At 63.8% G+C, this 16,227-nt stretch carries 14 protein-coding genes; 11 read left to right on the forward strand and 3 right to left on the reverse strand.

Going from position 1 to position 16,227, the window contains the following annotated elements; translation table 11 throughout:
* Nucleotides 1-26: 26 nt before the first annotated feature.
* Nucleotides 27-635, reverse strand: a complete 609-nt coding sequence (locus tag ACTJKT_RS07380) for a TetR/AcrR family transcriptional regulator (protein WP_440786648.1) — start codon at nt 633-635, stop codon at nt 27-29.
* A 135-nt stretch (nt 636-770) separates the two neighbouring features.
* Between ACTJKT_RS07380 and ACTJKT_RS07385 the strand changes: the two genes are divergently transcribed.
* The gene (locus tag ACTJKT_RS07385; protein WP_440786649.1) at nt 771-1,697 is read left to right on the forward strand and encodes a DUF808 domain-containing protein; all 927 of its coding nucleotides are present in this window, start codon (nt 771-773) and stop codon (nt 1,695-1,697) included.
* Nucleotides 1,698-1,748: 51 nt separating this feature from the next.
* On the opposite strand, the gene ACTJKT_RS07390 is transcribed toward ACTJKT_RS07385, so the two are convergent.
* A complete protein-coding gene (locus tag ACTJKT_RS07390) occupies nt 1,749-3,164 on the reverse strand; it encodes a PLP-dependent aminotransferase family protein (protein WP_440786650.1) in 1,416 nt (471 codons plus the stop codon).
* Nucleotides 3,165-3,439: 275 nt separating this feature from the next.
* Between ACTJKT_RS07390 and ACTJKT_RS07395 the strand changes: the two genes are divergently transcribed.
* The 10 genes from ACTJKT_RS07395 (at nt 3,440) to ACTJKT_RS07440 (ending at nt 14,012) form a co-directional block, all read left to right on the forward strand.
* The gene (locus ACTJKT_RS07395) at nt 3,440-4,444 is read left to right on the forward strand and encodes an inducer of phenazine A (RefSeq protein WP_097302541.1); all 1,005 of its coding nucleotides are present in this window, start codon (nt 3,440-3,442) and stop codon (nt 4,442-4,444) included.
* Between the two features lie 185 nt (nt 4,445-4,629).
* Nucleotides 4,630-6,807, forward strand: coding sequence for an iron-containing redox enzyme family protein (locus ACTJKT_RS07400; protein WP_440786651.1), 2,178 nt, complete (start codon nt 4,630-4,632; stop codon nt 6,805-6,807).
* Nucleotides 6,808-6,823: 16 nt separating this feature from the next.
* Complete coding sequence (locus ACTJKT_RS07405; RefSeq protein ID WP_440786652.1) at nt 6,824-7,867, forward strand: inosamine-phosphate amidinotransferase 1; 1,044 nt, start codon at nt 6,824-6,826, stop codon at nt 7,865-7,867.
* A gap of 14 nt (nt 7,868-7,881) precedes the next feature.
* Nucleotides 7,882-8,508, forward strand: coding sequence for a LysE family translocator (locus ACTJKT_RS07410; RefSeq protein ID WP_007931461.1), 627 nt, complete (start codon nt 7,882-7,884; stop codon nt 8,506-8,508).
* A gap of 65 nt (nt 8,509-8,573) precedes the next feature.
* Nucleotides 8,574-10,415 carry a carbamoyltransferase family protein gene (locus tag ACTJKT_RS07415; RefSeq protein ID WP_440786653.1) on the forward strand — a complete coding sequence of 614 codons (1,842 nt, stop codon included), beginning with the start codon at nt 8,574-8,576 and terminating at the stop codon, nt 10,413-10,415.
* Between the two features lie 34 nt (nt 10,416-10,449).
* Nucleotides 10,450-10,593, forward strand: a complete 144-nt coding sequence (locus tag ACTJKT_RS07420; RefSeq protein WP_007931463.1) for a hypothetical protein — start codon at nt 10,450-10,452, stop codon at nt 10,591-10,593.
* 27 nt (nt 10,594-10,620) lie between these two features.
* The gene (locus ACTJKT_RS07425; protein ID WP_440786654.1) at nt 10,621-11,943 is read left to right on the forward strand and encodes an aspartate aminotransferase family protein; all 1,323 of its coding nucleotides are present in this window, start codon (nt 10,621-10,623) and stop codon (nt 11,941-11,943) included.
* Nucleotides 11,944-12,003: 60 nt separating this feature from the next.
* Entirely contained in the window at nt 12,004-12,606 is a 603-nt protein-coding gene (locus ACTJKT_RS07430) for a formyltransferase family protein (RefSeq protein WP_440786655.1), read from the forward strand.
* Nucleotides 12,607-12,687: 81 nt separating this feature from the next.
* Entirely contained in the window at nt 12,688-13,317 is a 630-nt protein-coding gene (locus ACTJKT_RS07435) for a LysE family translocator (RefSeq protein WP_097302546.1), read from the forward strand.
* An 89-nt stretch (nt 13,318-13,406) separates the two neighbouring features.
* Nucleotides 13,407-14,012, forward strand: a complete 606-nt coding sequence (locus ACTJKT_RS07440; protein ID WP_009042782.1) for a LysE family translocator — start codon at nt 13,407-13,409, stop codon at nt 14,010-14,012.
* A gap of 69 nt (nt 14,013-14,081) precedes the next feature.
* Here the strand turns inward: ACTJKT_RS07440 and ACTJKT_RS07445 are convergent, their stop codons facing one another.
* The gene (locus tag ACTJKT_RS07445; protein ID WP_440786656.1) at nt 14,082-16,112 is read right to left on the reverse strand and encodes an FUSC family protein; all 2,031 of its coding nucleotides are present in this window, start codon (nt 16,110-16,112) and stop codon (nt 14,082-14,084) included.
* Between the last annotated feature and the right edge of the window lie 115 nt (nt 16,113-16,227).

Here is a 16,227-nt window from a genome sequence, read left to right on the forward strand (position 1 = left end):
CTTGCCCGCGATGGATGCGACGCGATCTAACGATCCGTTTCGCAGCCCTTGAGCACCAGGCGGATGATGGTCTGGGCGGCGGCTTCGTAATCGGCCTCGTCCAGCTTGGCCTTGCCGGTCACCACCGAGATCTGCCAGTCGAAGTCGGCATAGGTCTGGGTCGCGGCCCAGATGCTGAACATCAGGTGGTGCGGGTCGATGGGCGCGATCTGGCCACGATCGATCCAGGTCTGGATGCAATCGATGTTGTGCTTGGCCTGGGCGTTGAGCTGCTCGACCTGGTCCGGGCTCAGGTGCGGGGCGCCGTGCATGATCTCGCTGGCGAACACCTTGGAGGCGAAGGGCAGGTCGCGGGAGATACGGATTTTCGAGCGGATGTAGCCGCTCAGCACTTCGCTGGGCACGCCGTCGGCGTTGAACGGGGTCGAAGCCTGGAGGATCGGCTCGATGATGCTTTCCAGGACCTCGCGGTAGAGGTTCTCCTTGGATTTGAAGTAGTAGTAGACGTTGGGTTTGGGTAACCCCGCCTTGGCCGCGATGTCGCTGGTTTTGGTCGCAGCGAAGCCTTTGTCGGCAAACTCTTCACTGGCTGCCCGCAGGATCAGTTCTTTGTTGCGCTCGCGGATGGTGCTCATAAACCAGGTGATTCCTTGCCTGTTCGGGCGGTTGCGCATGGTAGCACCGGCCTTGCGCGAGGCTCAAGAATGCCCCGCCAGACCCCGTTGCGCGCTATGCTTCGCAACATTTATGACCTCAAGGAACCCTGATCCATGGCCGGAAGCAGTTTGCTGGTGCTGATCGACGATATTGCCGCGGTACTCGATGATGTGGCGCTGATGACCAAGATGGCGGCGAAGAAGACCGCCGGGGTGCTGGGGGACGACCTCGCGCTCAATGCCCAGCAGGTCTCCGGGGTGCGCGCCGAGCGTGAGTTGCCGGTGGTCTGGGCAGTGGCCAAGGGTTCGTTCCTGAACAAGCTGATCCTGGTGCCCGCGGCGCTGGCCATCAGTGCCTTCGTGCCCTGGCTGGTGACGCCGCTGCTGATGATCGGCGGTGCCTACCTATGCTTCGAGGGCTTTGAAAAGCTCGCCCACAAGTTTCTCCACAGCAAGGCCGAGGATCAGGCCGACCATCAGCAACTGATCGAGGCCGTGGCGGACCCGGCTACCGATCTGGTGGCCTTCGAGAAGACCAAGATCAAGGGCGCGATCCGCACCGACTTCATTCTCTCGGCCGAGATCATCGCCATTACCCTGGGCACCGTCGCCGATGCGCCGTTGATGCAGCAGGTGGTGGTGCTTTCGGGCATCGCCATCGTCATGACCGTCGGGGTGTATGGCCTGGTGGGCGGCATCGTCAAGCTCGACGACCTTGGCCTGTGGCTGACGCAGAAGCCGGGCCAGGTGGCGAAAAGCATAGGCAGCGCCATCCTGCGCGCGGCACCCTACATGATGAAAAGCCTCTCGGTGATCGGCACCGCGGCGATGTTCATGGTGGGCGGCGGCATCCTCACCCACGGCGTGCCGGCGGCGCATCACTGGATCGAGACTGTCACGGCGCACACGGCCGAGGCGGTTGGCGGGTTTTCGCTGATCATGCCGACGCTGCTCAATGCCGTGGCCGGCATCATCGCCGGTGCCGCGGTACTGGTCGTGGTGTCGCTGGGCGGCAAGCTATGGCGCGCGGCCAGGGCCTGATTCGCTGAAGGCCCTCGCCGTACTAGGACGAGGGCCGGGGGCGAGGGGCTGTCAGGCGGGGAGCAGTTGCGCGACCGCCAGGCCGATCTTGTTGATCGCCTGTTCGATCTTGCGATTGGGCGCGCCGGCAAAGTTCAGCCTGAGGCAATTGCGGTACTTGCCGGCCGCGGAAAAGATATTGCCGTTGGCGATCTGGATGTCCTCGGCTTCCAGCAGCCGGTTCAGGGTGTAGGTGTCGAACTCGTCCGGCAGCTCCACCCACAAGGTGAACCCGCCCTGGGGTTTGCTGACCCGGGTGCCTTCCGGCAGGTAGCGGCTGACCCACTCGGTCATCAGGTCGCGATGGCGCTGGTACTGTTTGCGCATCCGTCGCAGGTGCGGCAGGTAATGACCCTTGGCAATGAACTCGGCGACCGCCAGCTGCGGCTGGGTCGCGGTGGTGCCGGAGCCGACGTACTTCATGTGCAGCACTTGCGGCAGGTAACGCCCCGGGGCGATCCAGCCGATCCTCAGGCCCGGCGCCAGGGTTTTCGAGAACGAACTGCACAGCAGCACGCGTCCGTCGTCGTCGAATGACTTCAGGGTGCGCGGCCGCGGGTAGCGGAACGCCAGGTCGCCATAGATATCGTCTTCGATGATCGGCACGTCGTAGCGCTGGGCCAGGCGGATCATCGCGCGCTTGCGATCGTCCGGCATGATGTAGCCCAGCGGGTTGTTGCAATTGGGCGTGAGCTGGATGGCCTTGATCGGCCACTGTTCCAGGGCCATTTCCATGGCTTCCAGGCTGATGCCGGTGACCGGGTCGGTGGGAATCTCCAGGGCCTTGAGGCCGGCGGCCTTGAGCAGTTGGATGATGCCGTGAAAGCAGGGGGAGGCGATGGCCACGATATCGCCGGGTTCGCACAGGGCGCGGATGGCGATGGACAGGGCCTCCTGGCAGCCGCTGGTGACGACGATTTCCGCGGGTGTCAGGCGGCAACCGGAGTCGACGCCGAGGCGGGCAATCTGCTCGCGCAGGCTCAGCACACCTTGCAGGTGGTTGTATTGCAGGCTCGGGCTGTCGCTGCGCCGGCTGATCCGCGCCAGGGCGGTCAGCAGCGGCTTGAGGGTCGGCGCCGTGGTGTCGGGCATGCCACAACCCAGTTGAATGGCATTGGCGTTCTGCTCCTGGCGCATCAGGTCCTGCACCAGGTCCCACTGGGAGATATCCACAGGCCGCAACGACGGCCGTCCCATCTTCGGCAACTCCGGCAAACGCCGGCCGGCCGGGACGAAATAGCCCGACTTGGGCTTGGGAATAGCCAGCCCCGAGCTTTCCAGAACCCGATAGGCCTGTTGCACGGTGGTGAGGCTGACGCCGTGCTCGAGGCTCAGGGCCCGCACCGAAGGCAAACGCTCCCCCGGCCCGTATAACCCCTGCTCAATGCGGCTGCTGATGTATTCGGCGAGATTCAGGTATCGAGTCATGCGGGGGACTGTAGCGACTCATCTGTCGTATAAAAAGTTACAGATTCCACTTTTTTTGAAAATTTTTAGTGGAGAAAAAGCAATCTGTACTGAGAAAAATCATCCAGCGTGTACCTATAAGACAGTGGTTGCCTTTGGGAAGATGGCCCGCATCGCGCTGTACTGGTTGTTCTTAAATACAGTTGCGGCGCAATTCAGAGTCCCCCCGGGCAACGTGCAACGGGCTTCCCCCTCAGGCTACTTTAGACGATGACTTCTCAAGGAAGAGCAGGGTAATGACGGCAAGGATCAAACTGACTCCACAGATGGCTGAGTACGAGCAGAAGTTCACCGACGGTGGTGAGGTTCGCTGGCTGCCTTATTTGATGTATTTCCATCCTACCGACCACAGTTCGGAGGTGGTCAATACAGATGCCTCGGGCTTCCGTTATTCGGAACTGCTGGGCATACAGTATTCGGTGGTCAACAGCCGTCACGCCAAGAGCGTGCGGGTGCTGGCCGGCAGCTCGACCGTGTTTGGCATCGGTGCCAGTTCGGATGCCTGGACACTGCCTTCGCGCCTGGCCGAGAACGATCCTGACAGCAAACCCTGGATCAACTTCGGCGGACGCAGCTTCAACTCGACCCAGGAACTGACGCTCTTCACCCTTTACCGTCATTTGCTGCCCAAGGTCGACGAAATCGTGCTGTTTTCCGGGTTCAACAACCTGGGGCTGGCCCGCCAGCCACAAAGCAGCCGTGGCGAACACGGCGCTTTCTTCAACTGCAACCAGTTCTTCGACGCCATGCGTCCGGAGACTCAGGCACCCAAGCGCGGCATGTTCCGCGCCTTGCTCGGCAAGGAACAGGAAGAGCCGGCGCCCGAGCCGCCACCGACCATGGAAGAGCAGATCGAATACGCCGCCGACCTGACCCTGCGTCACCTGGATACCTGGCGTGCGCTGGCGGCCGACATGGGCGCCAAGCTGACCTTCATTCTGCAGCCGCTGGCCGGCTGGGTCCGGGAAAAGGGCTGCGACGAGGAAGAGCAACTGTTCGCCGAGCTGGATCGCGCCGGCAGTTTCAGCGAGGTCTATGGCGACATCCTGCAACCCAGCGTCTGCGAGGCCTATGCCGCCCGCCTGCGCGAGGGCGCACAGAAGATGGGCGTGCGTTTCGTGAACATTACACCGCTACTGTCCGAGGCCCTGCGGCCTGAACAGTGGTTGTTCGTCGACCGTATTCACTTCACCGACCAGGGGAACGATTTCGTCTCGAAAATCATCCTCGATGTTCTTTAAAGGAGTCTGCCATGAGTTACATCAAGAGCTTGTTCCAACGCCTGTTCGGCAAGAAGAAAAAGAAGAAGCCGGACTCTTCGATCTACCCGATGTTCTGATCTCGACACCCGACGTCATTGCTTGCCGATGACTGAGGGCCGGCAATGGATTGCCTTGGTCTCCAACCTGGAAGGGAAGTAAAGAGTATGTGGCGCCAGTTTTATCGATCAGTCAGCAACCCCGAGAGCTTTCTGGGGGATGTCAGTATTCGGCGTCTGATGGGCCTGGCCGCACCGGGTGAAGCCGGCGCGGATGGCTTGGCCGGGTTGCGGGTGCAGATCGAGCACTGGCGTGACGAGCAGGCCTGGGTTTACCGCGAACTGGCCAGCCAGGCTGCGGAGCTGGGCAACCAACGGGAATTCGCCGAGGCACTGCTGGTGCACTCGGCGCCATTGGCCTCGGTGCTGGGCTGCTGGCTGCAAGGCATGAGCGCCCCCGGGGTCTTCGAGGACAGCGCGCAGCTCAAGCTCATGGAGTTGCTGGCCCACGACGTGGGCGTCGGGCGGCCCCTGGCATCGCGCGCCGACCACTTCAAATCGCTGTTGGTACAGGCGGGGCTGACCGCCTATGCGGTTTCGCCGTTCGAGCTTTCCACGCTCCCCGACCTGCCTGACGAACTGTTCGAATTACCGGCATTGCTGCAAGCGGTGAGCCGCCGCAGTGATGCCTTTGGCGACACCTTGTGCGGCATCGACTATGCCTGGCGTGCCCTGGGGCTGAGCCCATGGTGGTCGGTGCTGGATGCCCAGCAGTTGGACGTCCGCCGGCTCGACCTGAATCAACTGGATGAAACCGCGGGCGACAGCTCGGCGCTGGAGATCTCCCAGTGGGTCTGCGAGCAGGTTGCCAACCTGGGCAGCCTTCGCCGCCTGCAACTGGAGGCGGGCGCCCAGTGGTTGTTCGCGGCCCTGAAGACGTTCAACGAGCGGCTGCTGGCGCACTGTCGGGCCGCGGTATCGCCCGAGCGCCTGATGGGCAAGATGATCCAGCGCATGGCCCGGGCCGGCGCGGTTTATCACCAGGATTACAAGATGGAAGGCCGCAGCCTGGCGCAGTGGCTGCGCGAGGCCCAGGTCGACCCCGTGCCGCTGCTGGAAATGCTTTCGCGCAGCCGCCTGATCGTGCCGGGCAACGCCGAGAAGAGCCTGCTGGTCAACACCCTGGTCGCGCCGAACGGGCGCATGTTCCGGATTTTCAGCGAGGCCGACCTGAACGTCATCCGCAAATGGATCGATGGCCTGTCCGGCCCGATCCAGCGCGCAGAAGCTGGCGAAGTACCAGTGCCAACCCCTTGCCATGCAGTGGTTCCACAGGTGCTGGGCGAGGACATTCAGGAGCAGGGCCAGTGGCCCAAGAGCCTGCGCGAGGCCTATTTCGTCTTGCAGGGCAGGGCGTTGGCGCCTCGCACCCAGGCTTTTGCCCAGGCTTATGTGACGCGCTGGCTGGAGCAGTCGCGCCGCTCGCTGCAAAGCTCCGAACGCACCTTGCCCGAATCCTGGAATGTCGGCGTATTGCGCGAATGGTTGCTGGACAAGCACGACCGCCACGGCCAGGAGTTCGAAGAAAGCGACCCGGCGGCCATGCCGTCGCGCGAGGAAATCGTCGACTCCACCCTGCAACTGGCGCCGTTGACCCTGATCGACGGTGCCTGGCTGCAGGGCTTCACCGACCTGAGGCTGGCTTCGTCCCATGTCGGTTACGCGCTGTTCCAGACCTATTGGGACGAGCTGGGCAACGGCTCCTACGCGCTGAACCATCCGAAAATCTACCGCGACGGCCTGCGCCAGATGGGCCTGGAGCTGGCGCCTACCGGTGCCCGTGAATTCGCCGAAGATACGCGGCTGGACGAAGCGTCGTTCCGCTTGCCGGTCTACTGGCTGTGCCTGGGCAAGCTGCCGGTGACCTTCATGCCGGAAATCCTCGGCATGAACCTGGCGATGGAGCTGTCGGGGGTGGGCGGCAGTTACCGCTCGGCCCGGCGCTTCCTCCGGCACTACGGTTTCAGCACGGCGTTCGTCGACCTGCACAACACCATCGATAACGTCTCCACCGGGCATTCGGCCTGGGCGGTGGACGCCATCGACGCCTACATGCGCCAGGTCGCCGCGTCGAAGCCGGCGGAACTGGAGGAACACTGGCAGCGGGTCCGCGTCGGCTACGAGTCCCTGGCACCGCAGCCGGATCGCCTGACGTCCTGGTTGCAGCGCCTGGGTATCGGCTCGGCGGGCGCGGTCCTGCCCCGGAGCAAGGCGCGGGGCGAGGATCAGGCGCTGCTCCATCACGAACCTATTGTCCCTGCCGCGCCGGTTGGCGTAACGGCCTGAACATCAAGGAGTGCCCATGTCTCTGGTCAACGTGCACAACGAGTGGGATCCGCTGGAAGAAATGATTGTCGGCGTCGCTCAGGGCGCGCAGGTGCCGCGACCCGACCGCGGCCTGTTCGCCCTGGATTACAGCGAGCAGCACGACTACATCGAGGACATTCCATCCGGCCCCTACCCGCAGCAGGTCATCGAGGAAGCCGGCGAGGACCTGGACGCCTTCGCCGCTTTCCTGCGTTCCCACGGGGTCATAGTGCGGCGCCCGGACGTCACTGATCATCGCGCGGTATTCGGTACTTCCGCCTGGAAAACCGACGGCGAATACAACTACTGCCCGCGGGATGTGCTGCTGCCCATCGGCCAGACCATCATCGAGGCGCCGATGGCGCTGCGCAGCCGCTACCTGGAACCGTTCGCCTATCGCCGCCACCTGGCCGACTACTTTGCCAGCGGTTCCAACTGGATTTCCGCGCCCAAGCCGCAGCTGCTGGACAGCACCTACCGGATCAACCCCAAGGACGGTTCGATCATTGCCAATGACGAGCCGATCTTCGACGCCGCCAACGTGATCCGCGTCGGCGAGGACATCCTCTATCTGGTTTCCCGCAGTGGCAACGAACTGGGTTGCCAGTGGCTGCAGCGGGTGCTGGGCGAGCGTTACCGGGTACATCCGGTCAAGGGTGTGTACGACGGCACGCACCTGGATACCACCATCACCGTGGTCCGTCCGGGGCTGGTGGTGCTGTGTCCGGAGCGGATCCGCAAGGACCAGGTGCCGGCGCTGTTCAAGAACTGGGACATCATCTGGGCGCCGGAGATGGTCGACACCGGCTACTGCTGGTCCTACCCGCGCGCATCGATCTGGCAGGGCATGAACTTCATCATGGTCAACCCGGCGCTGGCAGTGATCAACGACCAGCAGGTGCCGCTGATTCGCGCCCTGGAAAAACAGGGTATCGATGTGGCGCCGCTGAAAATGCGCCATGCCCGCAGCCTGAGTGGCGGCTTCCATTGCGTGTCGGTCGACATTCGTCGCCGCGGCACCCTTGAAGACTATCGTTGAGCGGAGCCTGGGGCATGCAGAATCTGGACTACTACGCCGTCATCCTGTTCGCGATTTCCACCTGCGTGACGCCGGGGCCGAACAACGTGATGCTGATGTCCTCCGGGGTCAACTTCGGCATCAGCCGCACCCTGCGCCACGTCGCGGGCATCAACATCGGCTTTCCGCTGATGCTGATCGCGGTGGGGCTCGGCGCCGGCGCGGTGTTCCATCGTTATCCCAGCCTGCACGACATCCTGCAGGTCGTCGGTGCCCTGTACATGCTGTACCTGGCCTACCGGATCGCCACGGCGCCCACGGTCGATCTCGACGACCAGGGCGGGCGTCCGCTGGGCTTCACCGGCGCGGCGCTGTTCCAGTGGGTCAACCCCAAGGCCTGGATCATGGCGGTGGGCGCGGTCCTGGCCTACACCACGCCGGTCGGTTCCTACAGTGCGCAGATCCTGCTGATCGCCTTGATCTTCTTTCTCTTCGGCTCGCCCTGCTCGATGGTCTGGGTGCTGTTCGGACGTTATTTGCGGCGTTTTCTCAGCGAGCCGAACCGGCTGCGGCTGTTCAACATTTCAATGAGTGTGTTGTTGGTGGTGTCGTTGATTCCGGCATTAAAAAGCCTGCCGGTCTCAAGTTGGTTGCACGGATGACGGACTGTGCACAGACACAGGGAATTTCCATGGATTGGCATGAAGCTATGAGGATGAGCGTTTAAATGGCTACTTACGTATTAGGGATTTCGGCGTTCTATCACGACAGCGCCGCGGCGCTGGTGAAGGACGGGGTGCCGGTGGCGGCGGCCCAGGAAGAGCGCTTCACGCGGGTGCGGCACGACGCGGCGTTTCCGGCCAATGCCATCAAGTACTGCCTGGACGCCGAGGGTATCGGCCTCGATGAGCTGACCGCCGTGGTCTACTACGAAGACCCGCAGGAAAAGTTCTCGCGGATGATCTCCTCCTTCGCCAGTGGCGGCATCAGCGGCGCGCGCACCTTCATCAGCACCATGCCGGAATGGATCCGCTGGAAGCTCAACGTGCTCAAGTTCATCGACGAGAAGCTCGAGGAACTGGGACGTGGTACCGGACCGCTCACCATCGCCTCGCAGCACCACCGTTCCCATGCCGCGGCGGCGTTTTTCCCGTCGCCGTTCGAGCAGGCGGCGGTGCTGTGCATCGACGGCATCGGCGAATGGCATTCGACCACGATCTGGAAGGGCGACGGCTCCAAGCTCGACCTGATGAACTCGATTTCCTATCCGCACTCGGTCGGCCTGTTCTACTCGGCGTTCACCTATTACTGCGGCTTCAAGGTCGACTCCGGCGAGTACAAGCTGATGGGCCTGGCGCCCTATGGCCGGCCGATCTATGCCGACAAGATCCGCAAGGAACTGATCAACATCCGCGCCGATGGCTCCTTCACTCTGAACATGAAGTACTTCGAGTACCTGCGTGGCGAGCGCATGGTCGGCGAGGCGTTCGAGGAACTGTTCGGCGGCCCGGTGCGCAAGCCGGAGAGCCCGATCACCCAGCGCGAATGCGACCTGGCGGCCTCGGTGCAGCAGGTGACCGAGGAAGTGGTGCTGGGGCTGGCCACCGCGGCTGTGCGGCAGACCGGTTACCGCAACCTGTGCCTGGCCGGTGGCGTGGCGCTCAACTGTGTGGCCAACGGCGTACTCAGCCGTTCCGGACGTTTCGATGCGATCTGGATTCAGCCCGCGGCCGGCGACGCCGGTTGTGCCCTGGGGGCGGCCATGGACTATTCGGTCAAGCGCACCGGGCGCCCGCACCTGGGCAGCAAGAAGCTCGACGCCATGAGCGGCAGCCTGTTGGGGCCGGGTTTTGGCGATGAAGAGATCCAGGCGTTTCTCGATGCCAACCAGTATCCGTACCGGCGCTTCGAGGGTACCGAGCTGTATGACGAAACCGCGCGGCACCTGGCCGACGGCGCCGTGGTCGGCTGGTTCCAGGGGCGCATGGAGTTTGGCCCGCGAGCCCTGGGCGCGCGCTCGATCCTCGGCGATCCACGCAATCCCGAGATGCAGCGCACCATGAACCTGAAGATCAAGTACCGCGAATCCTTCCGCCCCTTTGCCCCGGCGGTGTTGGACGAGGACGCCCAGATCTACTTCGACATCTGCGAGAAGAGCCCGTACATGCTGATGGTTTCCCAGGTCAACGACTCGATCAAAACCGCCGAGTCGTTGCAGCCCGGCGGCCCCGAGCGCGGCCTGGGCAGCATCAACTCGATCCGTTCGCAGCTGCCGGCGGTGACCCATGTCGACCTGTCGGCGCGGGTGCAGACGGTGACCGAAGAAAACAACGCGCCCTTCACCCATCTGCTGCGCAGTTTCAAGAAGCGCACCGGCTGCTCGGTGCTGGTCAACACCTCGTTCAACGTGCGCGGCGAGCCGATCGTGTGCAAGCCGGAAGAGGCCTATGCCTGCTTCATGCGCACCGAGATGGATGTGCTGGTGCTGGGCAACTTCATTCTCGAGCGCACGACCCAGCCGGAGTTCGTCGAAGAGGTCGACTGGCGCAACGAGATCCCGCTGGACTGATCGCTCACTCACTTTTTATTCAGGAGACAAGGCCATGCTCAGGTTGCTTTCGTTGTTGATGTTCGCTGTGGTGTTGCTACCGATCGGCTGGGCGCGCCGGATATTCAATTCCTCGCGCTTCAGTCAGCGTTTCCATCAAGGCTCGACGGCGTGGGACCACCCGGAAAACACCCGTTAGGCCGTATAACTGCAAGGGCTCGGATCCATGTCAACGGTCATCTACAAGAACTTGAATGCCTCACCGATTCACGCCGTCAATGGCGCTGGGGTCTGGCTTGAGGATGCTTCGGGCAAACGCTACCTCGACACCTGCGGCGGGGTAGCGGTTTCCAGCCTGGGACATGGACATCCACGGATCGCCGCGGCCATCGAGCAGCAGGCGAAGAAACTCAGTTGGGCCCATGCCGGCAGCTTCACCACGGCCGCCGCCGAGGAATTGGCGGACCTGCTGGTGGGGGCCTCCGGCGGGTTGGCCAAGGCGCAGTTTCTCTCCGGCGGCTCCGAGGTCATGGAGCTGGCGATGAAAATTGCCTACCAGTATCAGTGCGAGCGCGGGCTGCCGGACAAATCGATCTTTATCTCGCGGCAGCAGAGCTACCACGGCAGCACCCTGGGGACCCTGGCGATTTCCGGCAACCTGCAGCGTCGCGGGGTATTCGAGCCGCTGCTGGGGCCCGCCGAATTCGTCTCGCCCTGTTATGCCTATCGCCATCAGGGCGCCGATGAAAGCGACGAGCAGTACGGGACTCGGCTGGCGCTGGAACTGGAGGAAAAAATCAAGGCACTGGGCAGCGACAAGGTCGCGGCGTTCTTCGCCGAGACCGTGGTCGGCTCCACCAACGGCGCGGTGCCGCCGGTGCCGGGTTACTTCCGCAAGATCAAGGCGGTGTGCGAGCGCCATGACGTGCTGCTGATCCTCGACGAGGTCATGGCCGGTATGGGGCGTACCGGCAGGTTCTTCGCCTACGAGGACGACGGCATCGTGCCGGACATGGTCGCAGTCGGCAAAGGCCTGGCGGCCGGTTACCAGCCGATCTCGGCGTTGCTGGTCAGCAGCCGGGTGCATGAGGCCATGGCGGGCAACTCCGGGGTGCTGGGCAACGGCCAGACCCACGTCAACCATCCGCTGGCCTGTGCGGTCGCGCTGGAGGTGCAGCGGGTCATCCAGGACGAGAACCTGCTGCAGGCCGTGCGCCTGCGCGGCGAGCAATTGCGCCACGGCCTGCGCGAGTGCCTGGCGCGCTTCGAGCATGTCGGCGATGTGCGCGGGCGCGGCCTGTTCGTCGGGGTGGAGTTCGTTCAGGACCGGGGCACCCGCGAGCCGTATCAGGGTGGCGGTCGTTACGCCGCGCGGCTCAAGGCGCAGGCGCTGGAGCAAGGGCTACTGATCTATCCGGGGTCGGGAACCGCCGATGGCGTCCAGGGTAACCACGTGCTGTTCGCGCCGCCCTTCATCTCCAGCGAAGCGGAAATCGCCGAAATGGTCGAGCGCTTCACGGCGGTGGTCGAGGCCTGCCAGCAGGGCTAGCGGGGAGGGCGGACCGGGGATGTGTTCCAAATGTACCAACAGCCAATAATGGAAAAGACTATGCAGACCATCGAACCATGCAAGGACAAAGTTCTATTGTCGGTGTGCACCATGGACTGGTGCGATCACGGCGTCGAATTCGCCAAGACGGTTTTTTCCAACCTGGAAGTGTTCTGTTGGGACCCGGGCGACCCCTATCCGTATCACCTGGAAGACTGGGAAGGCGACTGGATCATTTCCTATCGCGGCGACTTCATCTTCCCGCCGAGCATCTATCAGCGGGCCCGCAAGGGTGCGATCAACCTGCACCCGGCGCCGCCGAAGTACCGTGGCCTGGGCAGCCAGTACTACGCGATCTACTACCAGGACGAAACCTACGGTTCGACCTGCCATCACCTGGCACCCTCGGTGGACAGCGGCGACATCATCCATGTCGCGCGTTTCAACGTCGCCCCGGCGGAAACCGCGTCTTCGCTGCGCCTGCATGTCGGTGCCTATTGCCTGCAGCAGTTCATCCACCTGTTGACCGACTACATCCTGCAAGGCCGTCCGCTGCCGGTGTCGCCCGAGCGTTGGGGCGAGCGGCTGTACAAGCAATCCGAACTCAAACCCTGGATGGAAAAGATCCGGGCCGAAGAACCCGATCATCGCTGCTTCAAGTAGCGAGGATGGATGCCGGCCCGCGCGGGGCGGCATCCCCGGTTGGTAAACCCTGCTCCCGCGACTTCTACGAGAGACCGTCAAATGTTTGATTTATCGAGCTTTGGTGCTGCTATGGCCGTTTATGTCATCGGAACCGCCAGCCCTGGCCCGGGTAACCTGGCGATTGCCAACACCTCGCTCAGCTACGGGCGTACCCCGGGGCTGGCGCTGGCGGCCGGGGTCATTTCCGGTTCGTTGTGCTGGGGGGCGATGACGGCCGCGGGCGTCTCGGCCTTGCTGATGTCCAACACCCAGGTGCTGGTCTGGCTGAAGATCCTCGGCGCCTGCTACCTGTTATGGCTGGCCTACAAATCCATCCGCGGCGCCCTGAGCCCCAACGCGGTCAACCTCAGTCGCGCCCGGGCCAAGCAGAGCCGCACGCTGGGGTTCTACCTGCAAGGGCTGGGCATCCACCTGACCAACCCCAAGGCGGCCCTGACCTGGTTCACCGTGACCACCGTCGGCCTCAGCGCCACGGCGCCATCCTGGGCCAGCTTCGTGCTGGTGGGCAGCTGCGCGGTCGCCGGCTTCGTGATTTTCTGTGCCTATGCCCTGGCCTTTTCCGCGCGTTCGGCGGAGCCGTTTTTCGTCCGCACGCGCAAGGCTTTCGGCCTGGTGTGCGGCGCGTTCTACACGATGGTCGCCGCGGGCTTCATCGGGTCCTTGCTGTAAGCGTGGATAAGCCTCGCCCGTGGCGATCGCCGGGGCGAAAACAATGAATCAGGGCTCTGTTCGGAGCATGTACTTCTCAGGATGACTGTATGCCGTTGTCGATCGACTTGTTGTTGGCTTTCGCCTTGTTTGCCTTTGTCACCTCGGTGACCCCCGGACCGAACAACACCATGCTGCTGGCCTCGGGGGTGAATTTCGGATTCCGCCGCACGGTGCCGCATATCCTCGGGATCAGTTCGGGGTTCCTGGTGCTGGTGCTGGCCGTCGGCCTGGGCCTGGGGGCGGTGTTCGAGGCCTACCCGGTGTTGTACAAGGTGCTGCGCTACGTCGGTGCCGCCTATCTGCTGTACCTGGCCTGGAACATCGCCCGTTCCGGGCCGGTGTCCCAGGAAGTCGATGGCAAGGGCCGGCCGCTGGGGTTCTGGGGCGCCGCGGCGTTTCAGTGGGTCAACCCCAAGGCCTGGGTCATGGCGCTGGGGGCCATCAGTACCTACACGCCGTTGCAGGGTTACTTCTTCAACGTGGTGGTGATCGCCAGCCTGTTTGCCTTGATCAACGCGCCGAGCGTCGGGGTCTGGGCCGGGTTCGGCAGCGTGCTGCGCAATGTCCTGCGCGACCCGCGCTGGCTGCGCCTGTTCAACTACGGCATGGCGTTGCTGCTGGTGATTTCGCTGTTCCCGTTGCTGCAAGCCTGAGGGGCTTTCTCAGGGCGTTATGCCGCCACCCGCCGCAACCGGCGCGTGGCGGTTTTTTTTGCCTGTTCATTACCCCTGGGCGACAGCTGCCACGCCGGGTTCGTGGCGAGTCAGGCGGCACCATTTATGCCAGGTGAATTGCAGTTGCAGCAGCGCCGCCCTGGCCATTTCCAGATCCTGCTCCGGCAGTTGCGGCGCCTGCTCCAGGGCCTTGAGCAAGGTGACGGTCGGACCATCCAGTTGGTCGGTGCGGCGTGGCGTCGGTCCGCCTGACTTGAGCAGCGTGGCGATACTCTGCAGGTAGTGCCCGCGCTCGACGCCCAGGGCACCGCTGGCGGCGCTCAGGCTGGCGCGCAATTGCAGCAGTTCGTCGCCCAGGTCGAGCCCGAGCAGGCCATTGTCCCAGTGCTGGCGGCGTTCCTGGGGCAGGCTTTCGGAATAGCGCGCCAGGCGGATCAGACGGTCGGCCATGCGCCCGCCGAACCAGCTCTCGGCTTGCTCCAGCGGGCGCGAGGTGAGTTGCGCCAGGTCGAACAGCGAGGCGCGGAACATCCGCCGATAGTGATGTTCGCCAGGGTTGAGGCTGACCAGGCGGAACACCAGGACCGCGATGCCGACGCCGACCAGGGTGGCCATGGCCTTGTTGAGGAAGTTGGCCAGGTCGTAGGTCATCAGGTTGCCGGGGCCGACGTTGTTGACGAAAAAGATGCAGAACGCTGACGCGATCGGCGCCATCCGCGGCTTGCTCATGCACAGCGAGGCACAAAACAGCGGCACCCCGAGGCCCACGCACAGCAGCGGGAAACCGTCCCAGCCGGGCAGCAATCCCAGGCCGACGAAGCCGGCGACCGGCACCGACAGGGCGATGCCCTTGAGAAAGTTGAGGCTGGAGGCAGAAGGGTTTTCCCGGCCGGCGAACAGGCTCAGCACCACCCCGCAGATCGACACCGCGCCCAGGCCGGAGGGCCAGGCCGAGAGCACCCAGAAGCCGGCCACGGCGAGAAACGCCAGGGCGCTGCGCAGGCCGCCGAGGATGCCTTGCTCGATATCCCGGTGCCAGGACAGGGCGCCAGGCGCGCCCTGGGGTACCCGGCCTTGCTCGACGGCCTGCAGGGTCTGTGCGCTGCGTTCCAGCAGCAGCGGCACCTGAGCCAGTTGCATCAGGCACAGATGGGCGTCCTGCGACAGGCTGCGGTCCTGCAGCGCCTCTTGAAGGTGTACCGACAGCTGGGCGATATCTTCCTCGTGGCTGTGTTCCAGGGCCGTGGCCAGCTGTTCGACCAGGGGGGCAACGTTGGCACTCGCGGCGCTGTCGAGCATCAGCCGCTGGCGGGCCACGCCGCGGGCGGCGCGCAGCAGGCTCAGCAAGTCGCGGCTGAGCACCCGCAGGGCCTGGGAGCGCCGTCGTCCCAGGGGGCCTTCGAACCAGGCGTGATCGCGCTGGGCATCGACCGCCACCAGCTTGCCGAGGGCTTCCAGCAGCCCCTTGCGTTGGTCCTGGCCGATCAGCTCGGAGGCCGCGGCGCGCATGCCGGCTTGCCAGGCCGCCTTGCCCTGGGTGGCCAGCGCCTGTTCGACCCGGCGCGGCCAGAGCAGGGTGCTGGCGATCGCCGCGCAGACGATGCCCAGGCTGATTTCCGAGCAGCGGGCCACGGCTTGGTCGAACACCTGCAGCGGATGGGTGGTGGCGGGCAGGGCGATGATCGCCGCGGTGTAGCCGGCCAGTACGAAGCCGTAGGAGGCGTGATTGCGCAGCAGCGAGGCGCCGGTGGTGCAGAAGGCCAGCCACAGCGCCATGGCCAGCAGAAACAGCAGGGGCGCCTGGCCGAACAGGCCGATCAGCACGATCGAGGCCAGGGCCCCGCTAAAGGTGCCGAGCAGGCGGAAGGCGCCCTTGGCCAGGACCATGCCGCTGCTGGGCTGGCTGACGATGAACACGGTGGTCAGGGCCCACTGGGGTTGTTCGAGGTTGAAGCGAAAGGCCAGGTACAAGGCAATGCCCCCGGCGATCATGTTCCTGATGGCGAACAGCAGGTCGTTGCGGCTTGGAACCAGGACGGCCAGCCAGAAATCGGGGATTCGCAGGGTGGGGCTTTTCATTCGCAAGGCATATAGATAGCTGGCTAATGATTAGCATCGTATCTACTTGCCTGGAAAATTCCAATGAAGATTTTTCCGCATCTGGCGAGGATGCAGGCGGGTAGGGGAGCAGGGT

The organism is Pseudomonas sp. 22526 (assembly GCF_052044735.1).
Taxonomy (GTDB): Bacteria; Pseudomonadota; Gammaproteobacteria; order Pseudomonadales; family Pseudomonadaceae; genus Aquipseudomonas; species Aquipseudomonas piscium.

Coding starts and splice junctions, on each gene's coding strand:
- ACTJKT_RS07435 (WP_097302546.1), top strand. CDS start 12,688: ATGTTTGATTTATCGAGCTTTGGTGCTGCTATGGCCGTTTATGTCATC.
- ACTJKT_RS07400 (WP_440786651.1), top strand. CDS start 4,630: ATGTGGCGCCAGTTTTATCGATCAGTCAGCAACCCCGAGAGCTTTCTG.
- ACTJKT_RS07415 (WP_440786653.1), top strand. CDS start 8,574: ATGGCTACTTACGTATTAGGGATTTCGGCGTTCTATCACGACAGCGCC.
- ACTJKT_RS07385 (WP_440786649.1), top strand. CDS start 771: ATGGCCGGAAGCAGTTTGCTGGTGCTGATCGACGATATTGCCGCGGTA.
- ACTJKT_RS07440 (WP_009042782.1), top strand. CDS start 13,407: ATGCCGTTGTCGATCGACTTGTTGTTGGCTTTCGCCTTGTTTGCCTTT.
- ACTJKT_RS07410 (WP_007931461.1), top strand. CDS start 7,882: ATGCAGAATCTGGACTACTACGCCGTCATCCTGTTCGCGATTTCCACC.
- ACTJKT_RS07425 (WP_440786654.1), top strand. CDS start 10,621: ATGTCAACGGTCATCTACAAGAACTTGAATGCCTCACCGATTCACGCC.
- ACTJKT_RS07390 (WP_440786650.1), bottom strand. CDS start 3,164: ATGACTCGATACCTGAATCTCGCCGAATACATCAGCAGCCGCATTGAG.
- ACTJKT_RS07380 (WP_440786648.1), bottom strand. CDS start 635: ATGAGCACCATCCGCGAGCGCAACAAAGAACTGATCCTGCGGGCAGCC.
- ACTJKT_RS07395 (WP_097302541.1), top strand. CDS start 3,440: ATGACGGCAAGGATCAAACTGACTCCACAGATGGCTGAGTACGAGCAG.
- ACTJKT_RS07420 (WP_007931463.1), top strand. CDS start 10,450: ATGCTCAGGTTGCTTTCGTTGTTGATGTTCGCTGTGGTGTTGCTACCG.
- ACTJKT_RS07430 (WP_440786655.1), top strand. CDS start 12,004: ATGCAGACCATCGAACCATGCAAGGACAAAGTTCTATTGTCGGTGTGC.
- ACTJKT_RS07405 (WP_440786652.1), top strand. CDS start 6,824: ATGTCTCTGGTCAACGTGCACAACGAGTGGGATCCGCTGGAAGAAATG.
- ACTJKT_RS07445 (WP_440786656.1), bottom strand. CDS start 16,112: ATGAAAAGCCCCACCCTGCGAATCCCCGATTTCTGGCTGGCCGTCCTG.